Source organism: Cupriavidus sp. L7L (genome assembly GCF_004353535.1).
GTDB classification, from domain to species: domain Bacteria; phylum Pseudomonadota; class Gammaproteobacteria; order Burkholderiales; family Burkholderiaceae; genus Cupriavidus; species Cupriavidus oxalaticus_A.
In genome coordinates this window covers 1-19,742 of record NZ_SMNY01000051.1, presented here as the reverse complement: position 1 = coordinate 19,742, position 19,742 = coordinate 1, and the positions used below count along the sequence as shown (strand labels likewise).

At 66.4% G+C, this 19,742-nt stretch carries 16 protein-coding genes and 1 rRNA gene; 6 read left to right on the top strand and 11 right to left on the bottom strand.

The genetic code is table 11. The features are described from left to right. Positions 1-158: 158 nt before the first annotated feature. The 3 genes from E1J61_RS32645 (at position 159) to E1J61_RS32635 (ending at position 2,233) form a co-directional block, all read left to right on the top strand. Entirely contained in the window at positions 159-1,160 is a 1,002-nt protein-coding gene (locus E1J61_RS32645; RefSeq protein WP_133097984.1) for a tripartite tricarboxylate transporter substrate binding protein, read from the top strand. A gap of 132 nt (positions 1,161-1,292) precedes the next feature. Continuing rightward, positions 1,293-1,796, top strand: coding sequence for a MarR family winged helix-turn-helix transcriptional regulator (locus E1J61_RS32640; RefSeq protein ID WP_133097983.1), 504 nt, complete (start codon positions 1,293-1,295; stop codon positions 1,794-1,796). Further along, complete coding sequence (locus E1J61_RS32635; protein ID WP_133097982.1) at positions 1,793-2,233, top strand: hypothetical protein; 441 nt, start codon at positions 1,793-1,795, stop codon at positions 2,231-2,233. Before E1J61_RS32640 ends, E1J61_RS32635 begins: the two co-directional genes overlap by 4 nt. A 68-nt stretch (positions 2,234-2,301) precedes the next feature. Here E1J61_RS32635 and E1J61_RS32630 read toward each other — a convergent pair whose 3' ends face one another. From E1J61_RS32630 to E1J61_RS32615, 4 genes are all read right to left on the bottom strand, one after another. After that, positions 2,302-3,984: a long-chain fatty acid--CoA ligase gene (locus E1J61_RS32630; RefSeq protein WP_133097981.1), complete on the bottom strand. Its 1,683-nt coding sequence runs from the start codon at positions 3,982-3,984 to the stop codon at positions 2,302-2,304. A 194-nt stretch (positions 3,985-4,178) separates the two neighbouring features. Then, on the bottom strand, positions 4,179-4,829 hold the full coding sequence (locus tag E1J61_RS32625; protein WP_205751639.1) for a TetR/AcrR family transcriptional regulator: 651 nt from the start codon (positions 4,827-4,829) through the stop codon (positions 4,179-4,181). Between the two features lie 55 nt (positions 4,830-4,884). After that, positions 4,885-5,967: an aminopeptidase gene (locus E1J61_RS32620; RefSeq protein ID WP_243737072.1), complete on the bottom strand. Its 1,083-nt coding sequence runs from the start codon at positions 5,965-5,967 to the stop codon at positions 4,885-4,887. Positions 5,968-6,029: 62 nt separating this feature from the next. After that, complete coding sequence (locus E1J61_RS32615) at positions 6,030-8,138, bottom strand: molybdopterin-dependent oxidoreductase (protein ID WP_133097978.1); 2,109 nt, start codon at positions 8,136-8,138, stop codon at positions 6,030-6,032. Positions 8,139-8,415: 277 nt separating this feature from the next. On the opposite strand from E1J61_RS32615, the gene E1J61_RS32610 reads away from it, so the two are divergent. Then, positions 8,416-9,603, top strand: coding sequence for an ABC transporter substrate-binding protein (locus tag E1J61_RS32610; RefSeq protein ID WP_133097977.1), 1,188 nt, complete (start codon positions 8,416-8,418; stop codon positions 9,601-9,603). Between the two features lie 79 nt (positions 9,604-9,682). On the opposite strand, the gene E1J61_RS32605 is transcribed toward E1J61_RS32610, so the two are convergent. The 5 genes from E1J61_RS32605 to E1J61_RS32585 form a co-directional block, all read right to left on the bottom strand. Beyond that, positions 9,683-10,744, bottom strand: coding sequence for an ABC transporter ATP-binding protein (locus E1J61_RS32605; protein ID WP_133097976.1), 1,062 nt, complete (start codon positions 10,742-10,744; stop codon positions 9,683-9,685). Further along, positions 10,741-11,739, bottom strand: coding sequence for an ABC transporter ATP-binding protein (locus E1J61_RS32600; protein WP_029048054.1), 999 nt, complete (start codon positions 11,737-11,739; stop codon positions 10,741-10,743). Before E1J61_RS32600 ends, E1J61_RS32605 begins: the two co-directional genes overlap by 4 nt. A gap of 16 nt (positions 11,740-11,755) precedes the next feature. Then, positions 11,756-12,682, bottom strand: a complete 927-nt coding sequence (locus E1J61_RS32595; protein ID WP_133097975.1) for an ABC transporter permease — start codon at positions 12,680-12,682, stop codon at positions 11,756-11,758. Positions 12,683-12,685: 3 nt separating this feature from the next. Continuing rightward, positions 12,686-13,663: an ABC transporter permease gene (locus E1J61_RS32590; protein WP_133097974.1), complete on the bottom strand. Its 978-nt coding sequence runs from the start codon at positions 13,661-13,663 to the stop codon at positions 12,686-12,688. A 130-nt stretch (positions 13,664-13,793) separates the two neighbouring features. Beyond that, entirely contained in the window at positions 13,794-15,380 is a 1,587-nt protein-coding gene (locus tag E1J61_RS32585) for an ABC transporter substrate-binding protein (protein ID WP_133097973.1), read from the bottom strand. 345 nt (positions 15,381-15,725) lie between these two features. On the opposite strand from E1J61_RS32585, the gene E1J61_RS32580 reads away from it, so the two are divergent. Further along, a complete protein-coding gene (locus tag E1J61_RS32580; protein ID WP_133097972.1) occupies positions 15,726-16,919 on the top strand; it encodes a M20 aminoacylase family protein in 1,194 nt (397 codons plus the stop codon). A 75-nt stretch (positions 16,920-16,994) separates the two neighbouring features. Further along, positions 16,995-18,020, top strand: a complete 1,026-nt coding sequence (locus tag E1J61_RS32575) for a DUF2891 domain-containing protein (RefSeq protein WP_133097971.1) — start codon at positions 16,995-16,997, stop codon at positions 18,018-18,020. A gap of 16 nt (positions 18,021-18,036) precedes the next feature. Here the strand turns inward: E1J61_RS32575 and E1J61_RS32570 are convergent, their stop codons facing one another. Both E1J61_RS32570 and rrf read right to left on the bottom strand, forming a co-directional pair. Next, on the bottom strand, positions 18,037-19,014 hold the full coding sequence (locus E1J61_RS32570) for a DUF3047 domain-containing protein (RefSeq protein ID WP_133097970.1): 978 nt from the start codon (positions 19,012-19,014) through the stop codon (positions 18,037-18,039). A 552-nt stretch (positions 19,015-19,566) separates the two neighbouring features. Then, positions 19,567-19,680 (bottom strand): 5S ribosomal RNA (rrf, locus tag E1J61_RS32565). Positions 19,681-19,742: the final 62 nt, after the last annotated feature.

Here is a 19,742-nt window from a genome sequence, read left to right as displayed (position 1 = left end):
TCGATCAAAGGCACCTGCGGGTGCCTTTTTTTCATTGGGGGCGAGTGGCGCCTGCCGCATAGGGCATCACCCCATCGGCGCGCCGATTCCCGCCAACTAGAATGCACTGACCATGCCACCGCCCGGCAACACAAGGCGGCTACAACAGGAGACCACGCATGCAACCCCTTCGCCGGCGCGCCGTCGCGCTGTTGCTGTCCGCCAGCCTTGCCGCGCTCGCCAGTCCCGCGGCACTGGCCGCCGATCCGTATCCGACCAAGCCGATCCGCCTGGTCGTGCCATTCGCCGCCGGCGGCACCACCGATATCCTGGCCCGAGCTGTCGCCGCGGAGCTGGCCAAGCTGCCCGGCTGGAACGTGGTCGTGGACAACAAACCCGGCGCGGGCGGCAATATCGGCGCCGATATCGTCGCCAAGGCGGCGCCGGACGGCTATACGCTGCTGATGGGCACGGTCGGCACCCACGGCATCAACCAGTCGCTGTACGGCAAGCTGCCGTTCGACCCCATCAAGGACTTTGCCCCCATCGCCGAAGTCGCGGCGGTGCCGAACGTCCTGGTGGTCAACCCGGCGTTTGCGCAGCAGAACAAGATCGACAGCGTCAAGGACCTGATCGCCTACGCGCGTGCCAACCCGGGCAAGCTGAACATGGCGTCCAGCGGCAACGGCACCTCGATCCACCTGGCAGGCGAGCTGTTCAAGACGCAGACCAAGACCTTCATGGTCCATTTCCCGTACAAGGGCAGCGGGCCGGCGCTGACCGACCTGACCGGCGGCACCATGCAGGTGATGTTCGACAACCTGCCCTCGTCGATGGCGCTGATCAAGGCCGGCAAGCTCAAGGCGCTGGCCGTGACCAGCGCCAAACCCTCGCCGGCGCTGCCGGGCGTGCCGACCATCGCGCAGGCGGCCGGCCTGCCGCAGTACGAGGCCAGTTCCTGGTTCGGCATGCTGGCACCCGCCGGGACACCGCCGGACATCATCCACCGCATCCAGCAGGAAGTGGCCAAGGCGCTCGGCGCGCCGGCGGTGCGCGAACGCCTGCAGGCACAGGGCGCCGAACCGGTCGGCAACACGCCGGAGCAGTTCGCCGCGCTGATCCGCGCCGAAACCGCCAAATGGGCCAAGGTGGTCAAGGATTCGGGCGCCAAGGTCGATTGATGGCGGTTTGACCGCCGGCAGGGCGACCGTCCGCATCGCGCATATACTTGAGGCATCAAATGTTGGCTGCCGGTCCCGCTCCGGCAGCCGCTGGCGGCGTTCGCCGCACACCCGCGCACCGTTGCACTGAAGATGCCAAACCTGTCTCCTGCCGCCGGCGCCGAGAACGCGCCGGTCGACCTTGAAACCCGTGCCGACCAGACCGAGCACGAAGACCTGCGGCTGTGGCTGCGGCTGCTGACCTGCACCAACCTGATCGAAGGCGACATCCGCTCGCGGCTGCGGCAGGAATTTGCCTGCACGCTGCCGCGCTTCGACCTGATGGCCCAGCTCGACCGCCACCCCGAAGGGCTGAAGATGGGCGAGCTGTCGCGCCGCATGATGGTCACCGGCGGCAACGTCACCGGCATCACTGACCAGTTGCAGCAGGAAGGCCTTGTCTCGCGCGAGGCGCTGCCCACCGACCGCCGCGCCTACCTGATCCGCCTGACGCCGGCCGGACGCGCGGCATTCTCGCGCATGGCGCGCGCGCATGAGGACTGGATCGGGCAACTGTTTTCGGGTCTGGCCGAAACCGACCGGCGCGCGCTGTTCCGACTACTCGGCAGGCTCAAGAATGGCCTGATCTCGCCATGAAGACGCTACCCTACCTCACGCTGTGCGGCCTGCTGCCGCTCATGGCGGCGTGCAGCAGCACGCCGCAACCGCCGCAGGTGACCCCGGTGAACGCCACCATCAAGCTCGGCCGCGTGACCGAGAAGACATTCCTGACGCGGATGGACGTCGCGCAGGTGCCCTACTACGGCAGCGGCACCAGCGTCGGCGTGGGCGCGGCGGGTGGTGGCGGCGGCGGGGTGGGCGTTGGCTTTGCCTTCGACCTGAGCCGACTGTTCAGCCGTCCGGGGCCGGTGCAGCAGGTCGACCTGTTCCAGTACAAGGTGCGGACCACGGAAGGAGCGCTCTTATCGGCCAATGCGCCGGCGATAGCGGGGCTGGAGCCTGGCGCGTGCGTGCGGGTGATCTACCTCGACGGAAGCCCGGACCCAAGGCTGGCGCCGTCGAACGAATGCTGAGCCGCTGAAGGCTGCAAGACAAACGGCCCCGTTGCGGAGGCCGTTTTCGTTTGCGCAGGAACTGGCGCTCAGGCCGCCTTGCGGCTGTCGCGCAGTTCGCGGCGCAGGATCTTGCCGACGTTGGTCTTGGGCAACTCGGTGCGGAACTCCACGTACTTCGGCCGCTTGTAGCCGGTCAGCCGCTCCTTGCAGAACTCGATCACGTCCGCCTCGGTCAGCGCCGGGTCTTGCTTGACCACGAACAGCTTGACCACCTCGCCCGAGTGCGTGTCGGGCACGCCCACAGCGGCCACTTCCAGCACGCCCGGGCACTCGGCCACCACGCCTTCGACTTCGTTCGGGTACACGTTGAAGCCCGACACCAGGATCATGTCCTTTTTGCGGTCAACGATCTTGGTGTAGCCGCGCTCGTCCATCACGCCGATATCGCCGGTCTTGAAGAAGCCGTCAGGGGTCATGACCTTGGCGGTCTCGTCCGGGCGGTTCCAGTAGCCCGCCATCACCTGCGGGCCGCGGATGCAGATCTCGCCCGGCTGGCCCAGCGGCACGTCCTTGCCGTCGTCGTCGCGGATCACCACTTCGGTCGAAGGCAGCGGCATGCCGATGGTGCCGGAGAACGCATTGCTGTCGGTCGGGTTGCAGGTGGCCGACGGCGAGGTCTCGGACAGGCCGTAGCCTTCGATGATCGGGCAGCCGGTCTTGTCCAGCCACTTCTTGGCTACCGCTTCCTGCACCGCCATGCCACCGCCGTTGGCCACGCGCAGGCCGGAGAAATCGACCTTGGCGATCTCCGGGTTGTTGATCAGCGCGTTGTACAGCGTATTGACCGCCGGGAACATGTGGAACTTGTACTTCTGCAGTTCCTTGATAAAGCCCGGGATATCGCGCGGGTTCGGGATCAGCACGCTCATGCCGCCGCTGCGCATCCCCAGCAGGCAGCAGACCGTCAGCGCAAAGATGTGGTACAGCGGCAGCGCGGTAATGGTGACGATCTGGTCGATATGGCCGCCCTTGGCCAGCGCCGGCTGCATCCAGGCCTCGGACTGCAGCACGTTGGCGACCACGTTACGGTGCAGCAGCACGGCGCCCTTGCTCACGCCGGTAGTGCCGCCGGTGTATTGCAGGAAGGCGATGTCGTCAGGTCCGGTGGTCGCCGGCTGCAGCGTTAGCTTGCTGCCTTCGGCCAGCACGCTGTTGAAGCGCACGCAGTTGGGCAGCTCCCACTCCGGCACCATCTTCTTGACATTGCGCACCACGAAATTGACGATCGCGCCCTTCAGTCCGCCGAGCATGTCGCCCATGGTGGCGACCACCACATGCTTGACCGGGGTGCGGGCCAGCACCTGCTGCAGCGTGGCGGCAAAGTTCTCCAGGATGACAATGGCCTCGGCGCCGCTGTCCTTGAGCTGGTGCTCCAGCTCGCGCGGGGTGTAAAGCGGATTGACGTTGACCACGACAAAGCCGGCGCGCAGCACCGCGGCCAGCACCACCGGATACTGCAGCACGTTCGGCATCATGATCGCCACGCGCGCGCCGGGACGCAGCCCGCGCGACTGCAGCCACGCGGCGAAGCGCGCGGACATCTGGTCGAGTTCGCCGTAGGTGATGGCCTTGTCCATGCAGACGAAGGCCTTGCGGTCGGCATAGGTGCGAAAAGACGCTTCGAGCAGCTGGGCAAGCGTACGAAACTGGCTGGCATCAATCTCGGCGGGTACGCCGGCCGGGTAGTGTTTCAGCCAAATCTTGTCCATAGCACCGTCTCCTGAATTTCTGAATGGTCGTTCGATTTTTCCGAGATGCTAAACGGGCGCCCCGGTTAGAACAACAACTTAGCAACAACTTAGACGAAGTCCTCGGGGACATTGCACGATGCAACGCGCCCCTGACGGGCATTATGCGCCACCGGTACCGCGGTGGCAGCGGGATAACCCCTAGGACGGTGCGCTCAACCGCCGCTGGGCAGCACCAGCTTCATCATGTTGGTGGCGAGTTCGTGCGCAAGCGCCTCGTCATCCATGCGGCCCGGCTGGTGCCACGTGTACATGAAGCCGACCACGCTGCCGATCGCATGCGCCGTCACGCGCGCATCGCCAAAGGCAAACACGCCCTCGCGCTTGCCCTCTTCCAGCAACGCATACAGGTCGCGGTAGAAGCCGCGCGCCATGCTGTCGAGCCACGCCACGGTCTCGGGGCGCAGGTACTGGTTGTCGCGGAAGCTGAGCGTCGCGGGCACGTGGCAGGCGACGCAGCGGCGCGCCATTTCGAGCAGGCAGGCATGCAGGCGCTCGCGCACCGGCAGCGCCGGGTCGGCAGTTTCGCGGATCACGGGCAGGCAGGTCTGCGCCGACTCGCGGCACAGGATGTCGAAGATCTCGTACTTGTCGGTGAAGTAGTAGTAGACCGCCGGCTTGGTCACGCCCAGCGCGCGGCACAGGTCGTTCATGGTCATGCCGGGATAGCCCTTGGTGTAGAAGAGCTGCGCGGCGGTATCCAGGATCTGGCGGCGGCGCGCTTCCTGGCGCTCGGCGATCTGCGCGCGCGCCGGCACGGGCTCGGGCGCGACGTCTTGTGGGTTGGGGCTCGGTACGGTCGACATGATCGCAATTCTCGCATGGCGCCATGGGCGGGAACGGACCAGAATGCGCCGATCGTCAGTTGGTCGCGGCCGCCTTGCCGCTCGCGGTCAGCGTATCGAGGCGGGTAGCGGGCGGCGCCAGCCGGCGCAGCGCCGCCTCGCGCTCGGCGGACGGCAGCGCGCCGATGCGGCCGGCTTCGGCATAGAAGCGGCGCCAATCGCCATCGCACTGCGCCAGCAGCGCGGTAAAGGCCGGCACCCACTGCTGGTAGGTCGCCACCGCCGCCAGGTGGGCATTGGTCAGGGGCTGGTCGAACCAGCGGTCATAGCCGCTGTAGTTGCCCCACTCCACCTTGAGCCGCGCGTATTGTTCGCGCATGTCGGCGAAGATCCTGGCCTTGCCCTCGCGCTTGGCTTCGTCGTCCAGCGGCGTCTCGTACAGCGCCGCCAGCCGGTCGCGCGTGCCGAGCAGCAGCGCGCGGAACTGCTGGCGGCGCGCGTCGTACTGGCGATAGCTGGCGCGCGCGTCCTCCGACGCATCCTCGGCCAGCCAGCGCTCCACGCCGGCGGCTTCCACGGCGGTGGCAAAGGACTCGTTGAAGGCGGTGTCGTTGCGCACGTAGACCACCTGGTGCGCCAGTTCGTGGAAGATCAGCCGCGCCAGCTCGCCTTCCGGCAGGTAGACGAAGGTGTTGAGCAGCGGGTCGTCGAAATAGCCCAGCGTCGAATAGGCGGGAATGCCTGCCACGTACGCTTCCAGGCCGTCGCGGCGCAGGCCCTGCGCGTACTGCTCGGCATCGGCCTGCGCGTAGTAGCCGCGGTAGCTGATGCAGCCGACGATCGGGAAGCACCACTTGCGCAGCTCCATCGACAGCTCGGGCGTGGCGAACACGCTCCACACCACGTAGGGCCGGTGCAGGTTGGCGTAGCGGCGGTAGCTGCCGTTGTCGGGCAACTTCAGCTCGCGCGACGCGTAGTCGCGGATGCGGCCGGCCAGCGCCAGCCGTTGCGCCAGGCGCGCGTCGTTGGCGTCGCGCGCGCCGGCAATGGCGTCGTCGAGCGGCTGCGCCTGCGCCATCACGCCGAGGTGGCCGCCGATCGACTGCGCGTAGTAGCTGACGGTTTCGCACCCGGCCGTGAGCAGGGCCAGGGCCGTCATGACCGCCGCCGCCAGGATTGACGCCCCGCGCCGGCGGCCGGGCCGCGGACCGTGCCGCGCGTTCATGCCGGCTGGACCGCCCCTTCCGTGCAGGCCTCGACCTGCACCAGGCAGTCATAGAATACCGGCGCCCGCCCCAGGTCGGTCAGGCGCTGGCTGGTCAGCTCGTTGGCGTTCTTGCCGTCCGAAGCCAGCTTCTTCCACCAGATCGACAGGCCTACCACCAGCCCGCGCCGGGCGCGGTCGGTCACGCGGGCGCGCGCCAGCATGCTGCCGCGGTCGTTGAAGGCGCGCACCATGGCGCCGTGCACGATGCCGCGCTCGGCGGCGTCGGCCGGGTGGATGTCCAGGTGCGGCTCGCCCTCGGTGGCGCGCAGGCTATCGACATTGACGAAGGAGCTGTTCAGGAAGTTGCGCGCCGGCGGCGAGATCATCGCCAGCGGGTAGCGCGCCGCAAGTTCCGGCGCGGTCGCCGAGGACTCGTACTGCGGCACGTAGTCAGGCAGCGGGTCGAAGCCGTCGCGCGCCATCGGCTCGGAATAGAACTGGCACTTGCCCGAGTCGGTCGGAAAGCCGCCTTCGGCAAACGGTGCCGGCGCCAGCGCCAGCTTCTGCCAGCCCTGCTCCTTGAGCGATGCCCAGCTGATGCCGGCGGCACGCGCGTCGCCCGGAAGGATCGCCTGCGCGGCGATGTCGTCATCGCTGTCGGCAAAGCACGCCTCGGCAAAGCCCATGCGCAGCGCCAGGCGGCGGAAGATCTCGGTGTTCGGCAGCGCCTCGCCCATCGGCGCGATCGCCGCGTTGTTGGCCAGGAAATAGGTGTGGCCGTAGGCCTTGTGCACGTCGGTGTGCTCCAGCTGCGTGGTGGCCGGCAGCAGGATGTCGGCGTAGTCGGCGGTATCGGTGCGGAAGTGCTCCAGCACCACGGTGAACAGGTCTTCACGCGCAAAGCCTGCGGCCACCTTGCTGGATTCCGGCGCCACCGCGACCGGATTGCTGTTGTAGACCACCACCGCCTCGATCCGCGGTGCACCAGGGGCGGGGTCTGCCAGCAGTGCATCGCCGATGGTGCTCATGTTGACCAGCCGCGGCAGCTTCCCGGGCCAGCCCGGCAGCAGGTCGGGCCGCTGCAGCGCGGCCTCGTTGATCGGGAAGAAGCCCGAGGTCGACAGCTGCAGCCCGCCCGCGGCATGGCGCCACGCGCCCACCAGCGACGGCAGGCACGCCACCGCCCGCACCGCCTGGCCGCCGCCGTGCACGCGCTGCATGCCGTAGTTCAGGCGGATCGCCACCGGCTGGCGCTCGCGTACCGCCAGCTGGCCGTAGAGGCCTGCCAGCCACTCGATGTCTTCAACGGGGATGCCGCAGATCTCGGCCACGCGCGCCGGCGGATAGGACTGGGCGCGCTCGCGCAGTGCCTCGAAGCCCACCGTGTGGCGTTCGATGTAGTCGTGGTCGAGCAGCCCGTCGCGGACCAGCACATGGATCATGCCCAGCGCCAGCGCGCCGTCGGTGCCGGGCATCGGCGCGATATGGCGGTGGCATTTCTCGGCACTCAGCGAGCGGTAGGGATCGATCGCCACCAGCGTGGCGCCGCGGCGCTTGGCTTCCTGCGCACGCGTCCAGAAATGCAGGTTGGAAGCGATCGGGTTGCCGCCCCAGATGATCACCAGCCTGGCATCGGCCACGTGCTCCATGTCCATGCCGACGCTGGCGCCATAGGTGTAGCGCAACGCGGTGGCGCCGGCGCTGGCGCAGATGGTGCGATCCAGCCGCGATGCGCCCAGCTTGTGGAAGAAGCGTGCGGCCATGCTCTCGCCCTGCACCAGCCCCATGGTGCCCGCATAGCTGTATGGCACGATGGCCTGCGGATCGCGCGCGGCGATGGCCTGCAGGCGCGTGGCGATGGTGTCGAGCGCTTCGTCCCAGGAAATCGGCGCGAACTTGCCCTCGCCCTTCCTGCCAATGCGCTTCATCGGCGTCAGCAGGCGGTCGGGATGGTAGGTGCGTTCGGTGTAGCGCGATACCTTGGTGCACAGCACGCCCTGCGTGCCGGGATGGTCCGGATCGCCGGCCACCTTGACGGCGCGGCCGTCCTCGACGGTGACGAGCAAGGCACAGGTGTCGGGGCAGTCATGCGGGCAGGCGGCGCGGACGATGCGGGAAGCCATGGGATCTCCGGGGGCTGGCGGTCTGTCGTTATCTTTCGTTCGGTCGGAACGTGAGGTTTGTGGCGCGGTTTCCGCGGGTCGCGGGCCGGCGCCGCGGCGCGTCCCCGTCCGTGCGGGCGTGAGGAGCCAGGGCGGGGAGTATCTCGATCGGATTGTATTCGATATGATGTGCCGGCGCGCGGCCGGCCCCATGCTGGCAGCGCGCTTGCCGACCAATGCCGGCGCAGACCGGCCCATGGCGGCGAACGGGTAACCGAACCACATTTTGCGGGGGTTTATGTTTTTCCGATCCGGGGTCAAGGGCCGGCTTGCCGGCCTGCTGGTGGCGTGCGCCATCGGCACGTGCGGCGCATCCGGCGCTGCCATCGCCAGCACTGCCATATCCGAAACCGGCGTCACCGCCGACACCATCCTGCTGGGGCAATCCGCGGCACTGACGGGCCCGGCCAGGTCGCTCGGCAAGCAGATGAACGCGGGCGCGCGACTGTATTTCGACCACATCAACCAGCAGGGCGGCATTTTCGGCCGCAAGATCCGGCTCGAAGTGCTGGACGACTACTACGAGCCCGAGCCCGCCGCCAAGAACACCCGGAAGCTGATCGAGGAAGAGCGCGTCTTCGCGCTGTTTGGCTACGTCGGCACGCCCACCAGCCAGGCAGCGCTGCCGCTGGCGACACAGGCCAGGGTGCCGTTCTTCGGCCCGTACACCGGCGCGCGCTCGGTGCGCGAGCCGCGCAGCCGCTACGTCTTCCATGTCCGCGCCGGCTACAGCGACGAGGCCACGGCGATCCTGCGCCAGATCCAGACCACCGGCCTGAAGCGCGTGGCGGTGGTCTACAACGACGATGCCTATGGCAAGGCCGAACTGGAGGAGCTGGAACGCGCAGTGAAGAGCGCCGCCGACAGCGGCGTGCAGCTGGTTGCGCGCGAAGCCGTGGTCCGCAATACGATGGAAATCGGTGACGCCATGCAGGGCGTGCTCAAGGCCAGCCCGGACACCGTGGTGATGATCAGCGCCTATCGCACCGCTGGCGCCTTCGTCAAGGAAGCGCTGCGCCGCGGCTACAACGGGCAGTTCTATAACGTCTCGTTCGTCGGCACGCAGGCGCTGGCCAACGAGGTCGGCGCGAAAGGCAGCGGCGTGATCATCTCGCAGGTGATGCCGCATCCGGGCAATGCCACGCTGCCGGTGGTGCGCGAATACCTGCGCCTGCTGCAGGCCGCGGGCAAGCCGAACGAGTTCGACTACGCCAGCATCGAAGGCTACATTGCGGCGAAGGCGTTTGCCGAAGGACTGCGCCGCGCGGGCAAGGACCTGACGCGCGAGAAGCTGGTGACCGCGCTGGAATCGATGCGAAGCGTTGACCTGGGCGGCTTCATCGTCAACTTCACGCCGGAGAACCATGTGGGGTCGCGGTTCGTGGAGATGACGGTGATCAATTCGAAGGGGCAGGTGATCCGGTGAGTTTTCCTGCCCGCGCCTGTTTTCTCCCCTCTCCCTCTGGAGAGGGGAGCAAGGCAGCGGGATCGCGTAAGCCGCCGCGCTACTTCATGTCATTCAAATGACAAGCCGAAAACCGCATCGGCGCAATCTCCTTCAGCGCCGGCTGCTCCTCCTTGCAGCGTGGCATCGCATACGGACAGCGCGGATGGAAATGGCACCCCGACGGCGGATTCAACGGTGAGGGAATCTCGCCCTTGATCGCCACATAGGTCTTCTTGCCGACCTCCAGCTTCGGCGCTTCGGCCAGCAGCGCCTGCGTGTAGGGATGGTTCGGCGCGGCGAACACGTCCTCGGTCGGCGCCGACTCGACCACCCGCCCCAGGTACATGATCACGACGCGGTCGCTGATGTGCTTGACCACGCCAAGGTCATGGCTGATGAACAGGTAAGTCAGGTTCAGCTCTTCGCGCAGCCGCATGAACAGGTTCAGCACCTGCGCCTGGATCGATACGTCGAGCGCCGCCACCGACTCGTCGCAGACCAGGAACTCCGGCTTTACCGCCAACGCCCGCGCAATGCCGATGCGCGCGCGCTGCCCGCCCGAGAACTGGTGCGGGAAGCGCCGCAGCACGGTCGGGTCCATGCCGACGCGCACCAGCATGTCCTCGACATAGCCCTTCTGCCCGCCACGGTCGACCATGCCGTGCACCACCGGCGCCTCGCCGATGATATCCAGCACCCGCAGCCGCGGATTGAGCGAGGCGTACGGATCCTGGAAGATCATCTGGATCGCCAGCTGCTTCTCGCGACGCTTGTCCGGCGGCAGGTGGTCGAGGTTGGTGCCGCGCCACAGCCGATCGCCTTCCGTCAGCGTGTGCAGGCCCACGGCCATGCGGCCCAGCGTGGACTTGCCGCAGCCGGATTCGCCCACCAGCCCCACCACCTCGCCGGTGCGGATGCTCAGGTCGACGCGGTCGACCGCATGCACCACCTCTTCGCGCGCATGGGCGCCGAACAGGTTGGCGATGCGCGCGGCGGTGTCGAGCGACTTGACGAAGCGCTTGGACACGCCGCGCAGCTCCAGCAGCGGCGCCGCCGGTGTCTCGCCCGGAGCGGATGCAGTATTTGCCATCGGTCGGGATTGCAGTTCAGTCGTGGTCATGCCGCCTCCTGGTTGGCCAGCACCGGATGGAAGCAGCGCAGGCGGCGGCCGTCGGGAGCGGTCTCCAGCGGCGGCTCGGTCTTGCACGCGGCGGTCGCATACGGGCAGCGCTCGCGGAACGAGCAGCCGCCCGGCAGGTTCAGCAGCGATGGCGTCATGCCGGGGATCTGCCGCAGCGGCGCGCCGCGCGGGTTGCGCGACGGTGCCGATCCGATCAGGCCGTGCGTGTACGGGTGCTCGGGATGTTCCAGCACCTGGCGCACATCGCCGGCTTCGACAATTTTGCCGGCATACATCACGCACACGGTGTCGGCCAGTCCCGCCACCACCGACAGGTCATGTGTGATCCAGATCAGTGCCGTGCCAGATTCGCGGCACAGGGTCTGCATCTCGTAAAGGATCTGGCCCTGGATGGTGACGTCGAGCGCCGTGGTCGGCTCGTCGGCGATGATCAGGTCGGGCTTGTTCAGCAGCGCGATCGCGATCGCCACGCGCTGGCGCATGCCGCCCGAGAACTGGTGCGGATAAGCCAGCAGGCGCTCGTCCGGGGACGGGATGCCGACCCGCGCCAGCGCATTGCGCGCGCGCTCGCGCGCCACCGCCTTACCGACGTTCTCGTGCGCCAGCACCGCCTCGATCATCTGCGTGTCGATGCGCAGGACCGGGTTGAGCGTCATCATCGGGTCCTGGAAGATCATCGCGATGCGGTTGCCGCGCACGTCGCGCTGCTGTGCCGGCGTCAGCGCGCGCAGGTCGCGCGTAATGCCGTCGCGGCTGGTGAGCGCGATGCGCCCGTCGACCACCTTCCCGGGCGGGTCGATCAGGCCCATGATCGAGTAGCCGGTCATCGACTTGCCGGAACCGGACTCGCCCACCAGCCCCATGATCTCGCCGCGGCCCACGGTAAAGGACACGTCGTCGACAGCCTTGGCAATGCCGCCGCGCGTATAGAAATGCGTCTTCAGGTTCTCTACGACCAGCGTAGGTTGTGCCATGTCGGTCTCCCGCGGGTTATTGCGTCTGCAGGCGCGGGTTGAGCACGTCGCGCAACTGGTCGGCCACCAGGTTCATCGCCACGATGGTGACCACCAGTGCGATGCCCGGGAAGAAGCTGATCCAGTACTTGCCCGACAGCATGTATTGCTGGCCGTTGGAGATCAGCGAGCCCAGCGACGGCTCCGTGATCGGCACGCCCAGCCCGAGGAACGACAGCGTCGCCTCCAGCGTGATCGCCGACGCCACCTGCAGCGCCGCGATCACGATCAGCGGCGGCAGGCAGTTGGGCAGCAGGTGGCGGAACATGATGCGGCGCGGCGGCAGGCCCAGGCAGGTGGCCGCCTCGATATATTCCTTGCGGCGCTCCACCAGCGCGGCGCTGCGCGTGGTGCGCGCGTAGTAGGCCCACTGCACCGCCACCAGCGCGATCACGATATTGCCCAGCCCAGGGCGCAGGAACGCCAGCAGGATCAGCGCCAGCAGGATCGGCGGGAACGACAGCTGCAGGTCGGCCACGCGCATGATGAAGGCCTCGGTGCGCCCGCCCAGGAAGCCGGCCAGCAGGCCCAGCGTGGCACCCAGCAGCAGCGCAATCACGGTGCTGACCACGCCCACGCCGATACTGATGCGCAGCCCGTACATCACCGCCGACAGGATGTCGCGCCCCTGCTCGTCCGAGCCGAGCAGGAAGGTCATGCCGGTGCCGGCCTTCTCGCCCGGCGCCAGGCGCGCGTCGAGCACGTCGAGCGTAGCCAGGTCATACGGGTTCTGCGGCGCCAGCCACGGCGCGAGGATCGCAATCAGGATGATGGTGACCAGCGTGGCCAGCCCGGCCACCGCGATCTTGCTGGAAAAGAACTCCGTGGCAAAGCGGCGCCACGGCGATTGTTCGCGCGCGGCCGGCGAAGTCTTGTCTTGCGGTTCAACGGTTGCGGCAGTCATGGCTCAGCCCTTGTTGTCGGCAATGCGCACGCGCGGATCGAGCATGCTGTAGACGATGTCCACCACCAGGTTGATCAGGATAAACAGCGTCACGATCACCATGAGGTAGGCGACGATCACCGGCCGGTCCAGCAGCTGGATCGAGTCGATGATCAGCTTGCCCATGCCGGGCCAGGCAAAGATCGATTCGGTCACGATCGCGAATGCGATGATCGAGCCGAACTGCAGCGCGATCACGGTGACGATCGGGATCAAAATGTTCTTCAGCACATGCACGCCGACGATGCGCGTATTGGACAGGCCCTTGGCGCGCGCGAACTTGACGTAGTCCTGCAGCATCGCCTCCTGCGTGCCGGCGCGCGTGAGCCGGATCACCATGGCGATGTTCAGCAGCGACAGCGTCACCGCCGGCAGCACCAGGTGGCGGATGCCGTCGACGGTCAGGAAGCTGAGCGGGATGCCGAGCACGCGCACGGTCTCGCCGCGGCCGTTGGACGGCAGCCAGCCGAGCTGCACCGCGAACACCATGATCAGCATCAGGCCGACCCAGAACGTGGGCAGCGAGAAGCCCAGGATCGACACCGTCATGATTGACTTGCCCGCCACGCCGTTGGGCCGCAGCCCGGCCCATAGCCCCAGCGGGATGCCGAGCACGATCGCCAGCAGGATCGCGCACACGGCCAGTTCCATGGTGGCCGGCATGCGCTCGAAGATCAGCTTGAGCGCCGGCGTGCCGTGCGCGAACGAGGTACCGAGGTTGCCCTGCAGCGCATTCTGCAGGAACACCCAGTATTGCTCCCATAGCGGCTTGTCCAGGCCAAGCGCCGCGATGGTGCGCTTGATGTCCTCCTGGTCGGCCTGCGGGTTGATCAGGATGTCGACGGGATTGCCGATGGCAAAGACGCCGAGGAAAACCAGCAGCGACATGACGAAGAGCACCACTACGCTCTGCATCAGGCGCCGGATGATGAAAACCAGCATATAAAGACCACTATCCTTTCGCGCGCGAATGCGCACGCCGCCCGGGAGCGCCATGCGCTTCCAGGCGGCGCGGCAGCCATGCGCGGCACCGCAAACTCAGCAGCAGGCAGCCTGCTTACCGGGGCTTGACTTACTGGGGCTTGAAGTTATGCGCGTAGGTGCGCTCGTCGGTACGCGGCACGTAGACGATGCCCTTCTGCGTGGCCCAGGTGGTCACCTGCTGGTGGATCGGGATGATACCGCCATCGTTGATCGCGATCGCGGTGGCTTCCTGCAGCATCTTGGAGCGTTCGGCGTCATTCACGGTAGACAGCGCCTGTTCCAGCACCACATCCATCTTGGGGTTGCAGTATTCACCCCAGTTGGTGGTGCCAAAGCCCTTCTTGCTGTCCTCGCACGCCAGCAGTGCGCGCAGCGGCGAGCTGACCTCGCCGGTCTGCGCGCCCCACCCGAGCAGGCCGAACGACCACTCGTGCTTGATGCCCTTGGACGAGTACGTCGCCATCGGCATGCCTTCGACCTTGGTGGCGATGCCGATGCGGGTCAGGTTCTGCGCGATCGTCTGCGCGATCTTCTCGTCGTTGACGTAGCGGTTGTTGGGCGTGTGCAGCGTCACGCCGAAGCCGTTCGGGTAGCCTGCCTGGGCCAGCAGCTTCTTGGCGCCTTCGGGGTCGTACTTGACCGTCTTCAGGTTGGGGTTGTAGCCGAACAGCGTGGGCGGCACCAGGTTGTTGGTCGGCTCCGACAGGCCTTCCATCAGCCGGTCCTTGATGCCCTGCCGGTTGATCGCCATGCTGATGGCATTGCGCACGCGCGCATCCTTCAGCGGGTTCTTGTCCAGCGGCGCGCCTTCCTTCGTGGTGACGTAGGGCGACTTGTCGCGCTTGGCATCGAAATACAGGTAGATCACGCGGTGCGAGATCTTGGAAAAGAACGACAGCTTGGGATCCTGCCGCACCTTGGGCAGGTCGGGCGTCGGCACGTTCTCGATCGCCTGCACGTCGCCCGACAGCAGCGCCGCCAGACGCGTGGCCGGATTCGGGATGAAGCGCAGCGTGGCCTTTTCCCACGCCGGCTTGGCGCCCCAGTAGTTGTCGTTGCGCACCAGTTCGACCCGGTCGTCGCGGGCGTAGCTGACGAACTTGAACGGCCCGGTGCCGATCATGCCCTTGCCCTGGGCGAAGTCGTCCGAGCTCAGGCCCTGCGTCGCCTTTTTCTGCACGATGAAGATCGACGTCAGGTCGTTCAGCATCAGCGGGTACGGCTTGTTGGTGGTCAGCTGGATGGTGTACTTGTCGATCACCTTCTTGTTGACGATCGCCTTGGTGTAGACATCGAACTTGCCCGGGCTGTTCTGGATGGTAGCCGGGCGGTCCAGCGACCAGACGATGTCTTCGGTGGTCAGCTCGGAACCGTCATGGAACTTCACGCCCTGGCGGATCTTGAATTCCCAGGTCAGGTTGTTGACCAGCTTCCAGGATTCGGCCAGGCCGGGAATGATGCGGCTGTCCGGGTCCATCTTCACCAGCGAGTCGAAGATATGCTCCGACACGTTGATATTGGAGAACAGGTTGTAGAAATGCGGATCCATCGAGGTCGGCGGCGAACTCATGGCCAGTTTGAGGTCCGCGGCCTGGGCGCTGCCGGACCATGCCAGGCCAAGGGCCCCGGCCACGGCGACAACACCGATTGCCTTCTTGAAAGTGCGAAGGGACATCGCGCAATTCTCCCTGTAGGAAGTGAAGCAGACGTTTTAGGATCGGCAATGCACGCGCCGCGGGTCACGCGGCAGGTCGCGCACGGGCGCTGCTTTTTGGTGCGCTATCTGGCGCAGCGATGCAGCGCAAAACGGCAATTTGCCGGCCGGACACTTCAAGCATGAACTGTTCCAGCAGTCGACATATCCCGGCAATGCGGGGAAACCCACACCGTTTGGCATATTGCACCGCGCCATTCGCTGCATGAGGCACGAACCGGCGCATTTTGGCGCTTTTCCGAGAGGCATCGTATGATCGGGGGTATCCGACGCCTACCCGGCGCGCCACGCCCAGACTCCGGCATCATGAAGCTCATCCCCGAAATCCTGCAGGCGCAAGCTGAAATCCGCGCGATCCGCCGCGATATCCACGCGCATCCGGAACTCTGCTTCGAAGAACAGCGCACCGCCGACGTGGTCGCGCGCAACCTCGAGTCGTGGGGCATCGAAGTGCATCGCGGCCTCGGCACCACCGGGCTGGTCGGGGTGATCCGCAATGGCGGCAGCGCGCGCACCATCGGCCTGCGCGCCGACATGGACGCCCTGCCGCTGCAAGAGGCCAACACCTTCGGCCACTGTTCGCAGCATGCGGGCAAGATGCATGCGTGCGGCCACGATGGCCATACCGCGATGCTGCTCGGCGCGGCGCGCTACCTGGCGCAGCACAAGCCCTTCGACGGCACCGTGCACCTGATCTTCCAGCCGGCCGAGGAAGGCGGCGGCGGCGCGCGCGAGATGATCAAGGACGGGCTGTTCTCGCGTTTTCCCTGCGATGCGGTGTTCGGCGTGCACAACTGGCCCGGCATGCCGGTCGGCGCTTTCGGCACGCGCGTGGGTCCGCTGATGGCTTCGAGCAATGAATTCCGCATCGTCGTGCGCGGCAAGGGTGCGCATGCGGCCATGCCGCACAATGGCAACGATCCGGTCTTCACTGCCGCGCAGATCGTCTCGGCGCTGCAAGGGATCATCACCCGAAACAAGCGCCCGATCGATACCGCAGTGATCTCGGTCACGCAGTTCCATGCCGGCGACGCCACCAATATCGTGCCGAACGAAGCCTGGATCGGGGGCACGGTGCGCACGTTCACGGTGCCGGTGCTCGACCTGATCGAGCGCCGCATGGAGGAAGTGTCCCGCGCCGTCGCGAGCGCGTTCGACTGCACCGTCGACTACGAATTCCACCGCAACTATCCGCCCACGATCAATACCGAGGCCGAGACCGGCTTTGCCGCCACGGTGGCCGCCGAACTGGTGGGCGAAGCCAATGTCGACAGCGATATCGAGCCGACCATGGGCGCCGAGGATTTCTCCTTCATGCTGCAGGAAAAGCCGGGCTGCTACCTGTTCCTCGGCAACGGCGACGGCGCGCATCGCGACAGCGGGCATGGCATGGGGCCCTGCATGCTGCATAACCCCAGCTACGATTTCAACGACGAACTGCTGCCGGTGGGCTCGACCTTCTTCGTGCGGCTGGTGGAGAAATGGCTGGCGCCCGCGTGACAACTAGAACTCAAGGCGCAGCCTGCAGGCAAAATCGATAACAGCGCATTCGCGCAAGACAGGGGGAGCATCTGCATGGGCCGCTCGGCGCTTGATCGCGGGACGGCGCGCAGCTTTGCGCGCGTGGCGCTGGACAATATCCTGCGCCGCTATCCGTACAAGGTGGATCACATGATGTGCGCCACCGGCGACGTGGCCGAGCCGGCGACCTGGCACCCGGCCTTCTGCGGCAGCTACGACTGGCATTCGAGCGTGCACATGCACTGGCTGCTGGTGCGGCTGCTGGCGCTGTACCCGGACCTCGATGAAGCTGCCGAACTCCGCGATGCCCTCGACGCGCAGCTGCGGCCGCAGCATATCGCGGTCGAACTGGACTATTTCCATCGACCCGGTTCGCGGACGTTCGAACGTCCGTATGGCTGGGGCTGGGTGCTGAAGCTGCAGGCGGAATTGCTGGCACTGGCGCAGCAGGATCCGCGCGCCGCGGCATGGGCCGACGCGTGCGCGCCGCTCGCCTCGCACCTGTCGCGGCAATTGGCCGAGTTTCTGGACGCGGCGGATTTCCCGGTGCGCACCGGCACGCACTTCAACAGCGCCTTTGCCTGCGTAATGGCGCTGGCCTACGCGCGCGCGACGCAGGACACGGCCTTGCGGCGCGCCATTGTGCGGCGCGCGCACCGCTGGTTCGGGCACGACCGCAGCTATCCGGCGCGCTATGAGCCAGGCGGCGATGAGTTCCTGTCGGGCGGCATGACCGAAGCCGTATTGATGCATGCCGTCATGGACGGCAGCGCATTCGGGCAATGGTGGGAAATGTTCGTGCCGGGCGCGGCGGAACTGGCCAACTGGCTGACGCCGGTGGAGGTCGCTAATCGCAGCGACCCCAAGGCGTCACATCTCGACGGGCTGAACCTGTCGCGCGCCTGGTGCTGGCGCCTGCTGGAGCCGGCGTTGCCGGAATCGCTGCGCCCGCTGGCCGTGCGCGCCTGGTCCGACCATATCGAGGCATCGCTGCCCTATGCCGTTACCGGCGAGTATGTCTCGACACACTGGCTGGCTTCGTTCGCGGTGCTCGCGATGGCCGAGCCGGTCGGCGGCTGAAGCCGCCGCTTTGCCATCAGTCCAGCGCGATGTCCCCGTACCAGGATTCCGCGTTGCTCCGGGTGTTGTCGGTATCGGTCATGATGCCGACCGCAATCACTCGCCCAGGATCGGTGCCGAACGCCTTGCGGTAATCGGCGCGCAGGTCGCGTTCGTGGCATCGCCACTCATTGGCATGCTTCGTGCCGCTATCGACCACGATCATGCGCACACGGTCGGTATGCGGATTGGCCACCACCGAGCCTTCGGCGCGCTTGCCGCCCCAGATATACATCAGCGTGGCGTAGGGCATTTCCCGCCCGGTGGTGAGCCGTGCCATCTCGTACATCAGCTGGTCTTTCAGCGGCAGGCTGCCCTTGTCGCCATCGAAGGCGACGAACAGGCGCAGCGGAGAATCCTCGCGCGGACCGTGGCTGTTGTCGGCATTGCGGATGATGCCGCTGGTCTTCCAGCTCCAGCGCACCATGCCGGCATCGCGGTCGTGCAGGGGAACGTAGAGGCCTGACGCCGAGCTTTCGGCCTGCGCGTGGACGACGACGCGCTGGTCGACTTCGACTATCGAATAGCGCGTCGGGGTCTTGTTGCGGTTGATGGTCCAGGGCTGCCAGCCGATCGGCAGGCGGCCGTCACGCGGGGCAACCGAGAACAGCGGCAGCGTGGCACGGGTCTGGGGCTCGTCGGCGGCGTCTTCACCGTCGTCCCCGGCGTCTGCCTCCGCAGCCCGGGCACTGGCGGCGGCAAGCGGATCGCTCGGGGCGGCCGGCGCAACCTCGCCGCCGGCCGCGCGCTGCTCGGCGGCGACCTGGGCCGCGGCGTAAGCGCCCATGCGCTTGGCAAACGCCTGACAATCGACCGCCGAGGCCGTTGCCAGGGATGACGTGTCAGCAGTGGAAGCGGAAGAACCCGTGGAACCAGGAGAAATGGATGCGCATCCTGCCAGCATCAGCGCGCTGGCCGCGCCAGTAAAAACCAGCCGAAACACCTTGGCCGTCATGTAACCCCTCGAATCCCGAAACTGGCCCTGCTTCCTTGGCAAGGACCTGTCTATTGCTCACTGCTTGCTGCCTGCAAACGGCTTCGTGCCGCTTGGGGACACTTAAAGGTCGAACATAGCAGAAGGTTTGCGGGGCCGGAATGCTGGCGTACCCGGGATGCGGCGGGAATACAACGGGGTTTTTTGATGTTGTCGCCGTTTGTGAGGTGTTGTCGGTTGTTGGAGCGGCTTTATCGCGGTTGGTGACAGGCCCGCCGTTGAGGCTTCGCCGTCGCTGCTGATGACGTGCTGTCGGCCGTTGAACCGACAGACCGCAAGGCCGGATATAAGTCTGCAACCAGTCCTGCTCAAGCCAGAATGGTCGTCTTACCTTGCAAACGGGGCGCGTTCATATAAGTGAACCGCCCAGGAGGGCGGAACCAGGCGCTTCAACGGCCGACAGCTGTCACCAGCAACGCTGGCATGGCGCCAACCACCTTGTAGCAAAAATCAAAACTCAAAAAGCAAAAACCCCTCGCAGCACACGCTGTCGAGGGGTTTTGCACAATAAGAGCCTGGCGATGACCTACTTTCACACGGGTAATCCGCACTATCATCGGCGCGGAGCTGTTTCACGGTCCTGTTCGGGATGGGAAGGGGTGGTTCCAGCTCGCTATGGTCACCAGGCATGAGGGGTTGTGGCGCTGGGGTTCAAGCCAGCGTCACGAATCGGGATGTAGTTGGGGTTG

Coding starts and splice junctions, on each gene's coding strand:
- E1J61_RS32590 (WP_133097974.1), bottom strand. CDS start 13,663: ATGCTGGTTTTCATCATCCGGCGCCTGATGCAGAGCGTAGTGGTGCTC.
- E1J61_RS32640 (WP_133097983.1), top strand. CDS start 1,293: ATGCCAAACCTGTCTCCTGCCGCCGGCGCCGAGAACGCGCCGGTCGAC.
- E1J61_RS32575 (WP_133097971.1), top strand. CDS start 16,995: ATGGGCCGCTCGGCGCTTGATCGCGGGACGGCGCGCAGCTTTGCGCGC.
- E1J61_RS32595 (WP_133097975.1), bottom strand. CDS start 12,682: ATGACTGCCGCAACCGTTGAACCGCAAGACAAGACTTCGCCGGCCGCG.
- E1J61_RS32605 (WP_133097976.1), bottom strand. CDS start 10,744: ATGACCACGACTGAACTGCAATCCCGACCGATGGCAAATACTGCATCC.
- E1J61_RS32570 (WP_133097970.1), bottom strand. CDS start 19,014: ATGACGGCCAAGGTGTTTCGGCTGGTTTTTACTGGCGCGGCCAGCGCG.
- E1J61_RS32585 (WP_133097973.1), bottom strand. CDS start 15,380: ATGTCCCTTCGCACTTTCAAGAAGGCAATCGGTGTTGTCGCCGTGGCC.
- E1J61_RS32615 (WP_133097978.1), bottom strand. CDS start 8,138: ATGGCTTCCCGCATCGTCCGCGCCGCCTGCCCGCATGACTGCCCCGAC.
- E1J61_RS32600 (WP_029048054.1), bottom strand. CDS start 11,739: ATGGCACAACCTACGCTGGTCGTAGAGAACCTGAAGACGCATTTCTAT.
- E1J61_RS32635 (WP_133097982.1), top strand. CDS start 1,793: ATGAAGACGCTACCCTACCTCACGCTGTGCGGCCTGCTGCCGCTCATG.
- E1J61_RS32630 (WP_133097981.1), bottom strand. CDS start 3,984: ATGGACAAGATTTGGCTGAAACACTACCCGGCCGGCGTACCCGCCGAG.
- E1J61_RS32610 (WP_133097977.1), top strand. CDS start 8,416: ATGTTTTTCCGATCCGGGGTCAAGGGCCGGCTTGCCGGCCTGCTGGTG.
- E1J61_RS32625 (WP_205751639.1), bottom strand. CDS start 4,829: ATGTCGACCGTACCGAGCCCCAACCCACAAGACGTCGCGCCCGAGCCC.
- E1J61_RS32645 (WP_133097984.1), top strand. CDS start 159: ATGCAACCCCTTCGCCGGCGCGCCGTCGCGCTGTTGCTGTCCGCCAGC.
- E1J61_RS32580 (WP_133097972.1), top strand. CDS start 15,726: ATGAAGCTCATCCCCGAAATCCTGCAGGCGCAAGCTGAAATCCGCGCG.
- E1J61_RS32620 (WP_243737072.1), bottom strand. CDS start 5,967: ATGACGGCCCTGGCCCTGCTCACGGCCGGGTGCGAAACCGTCAGCTAC.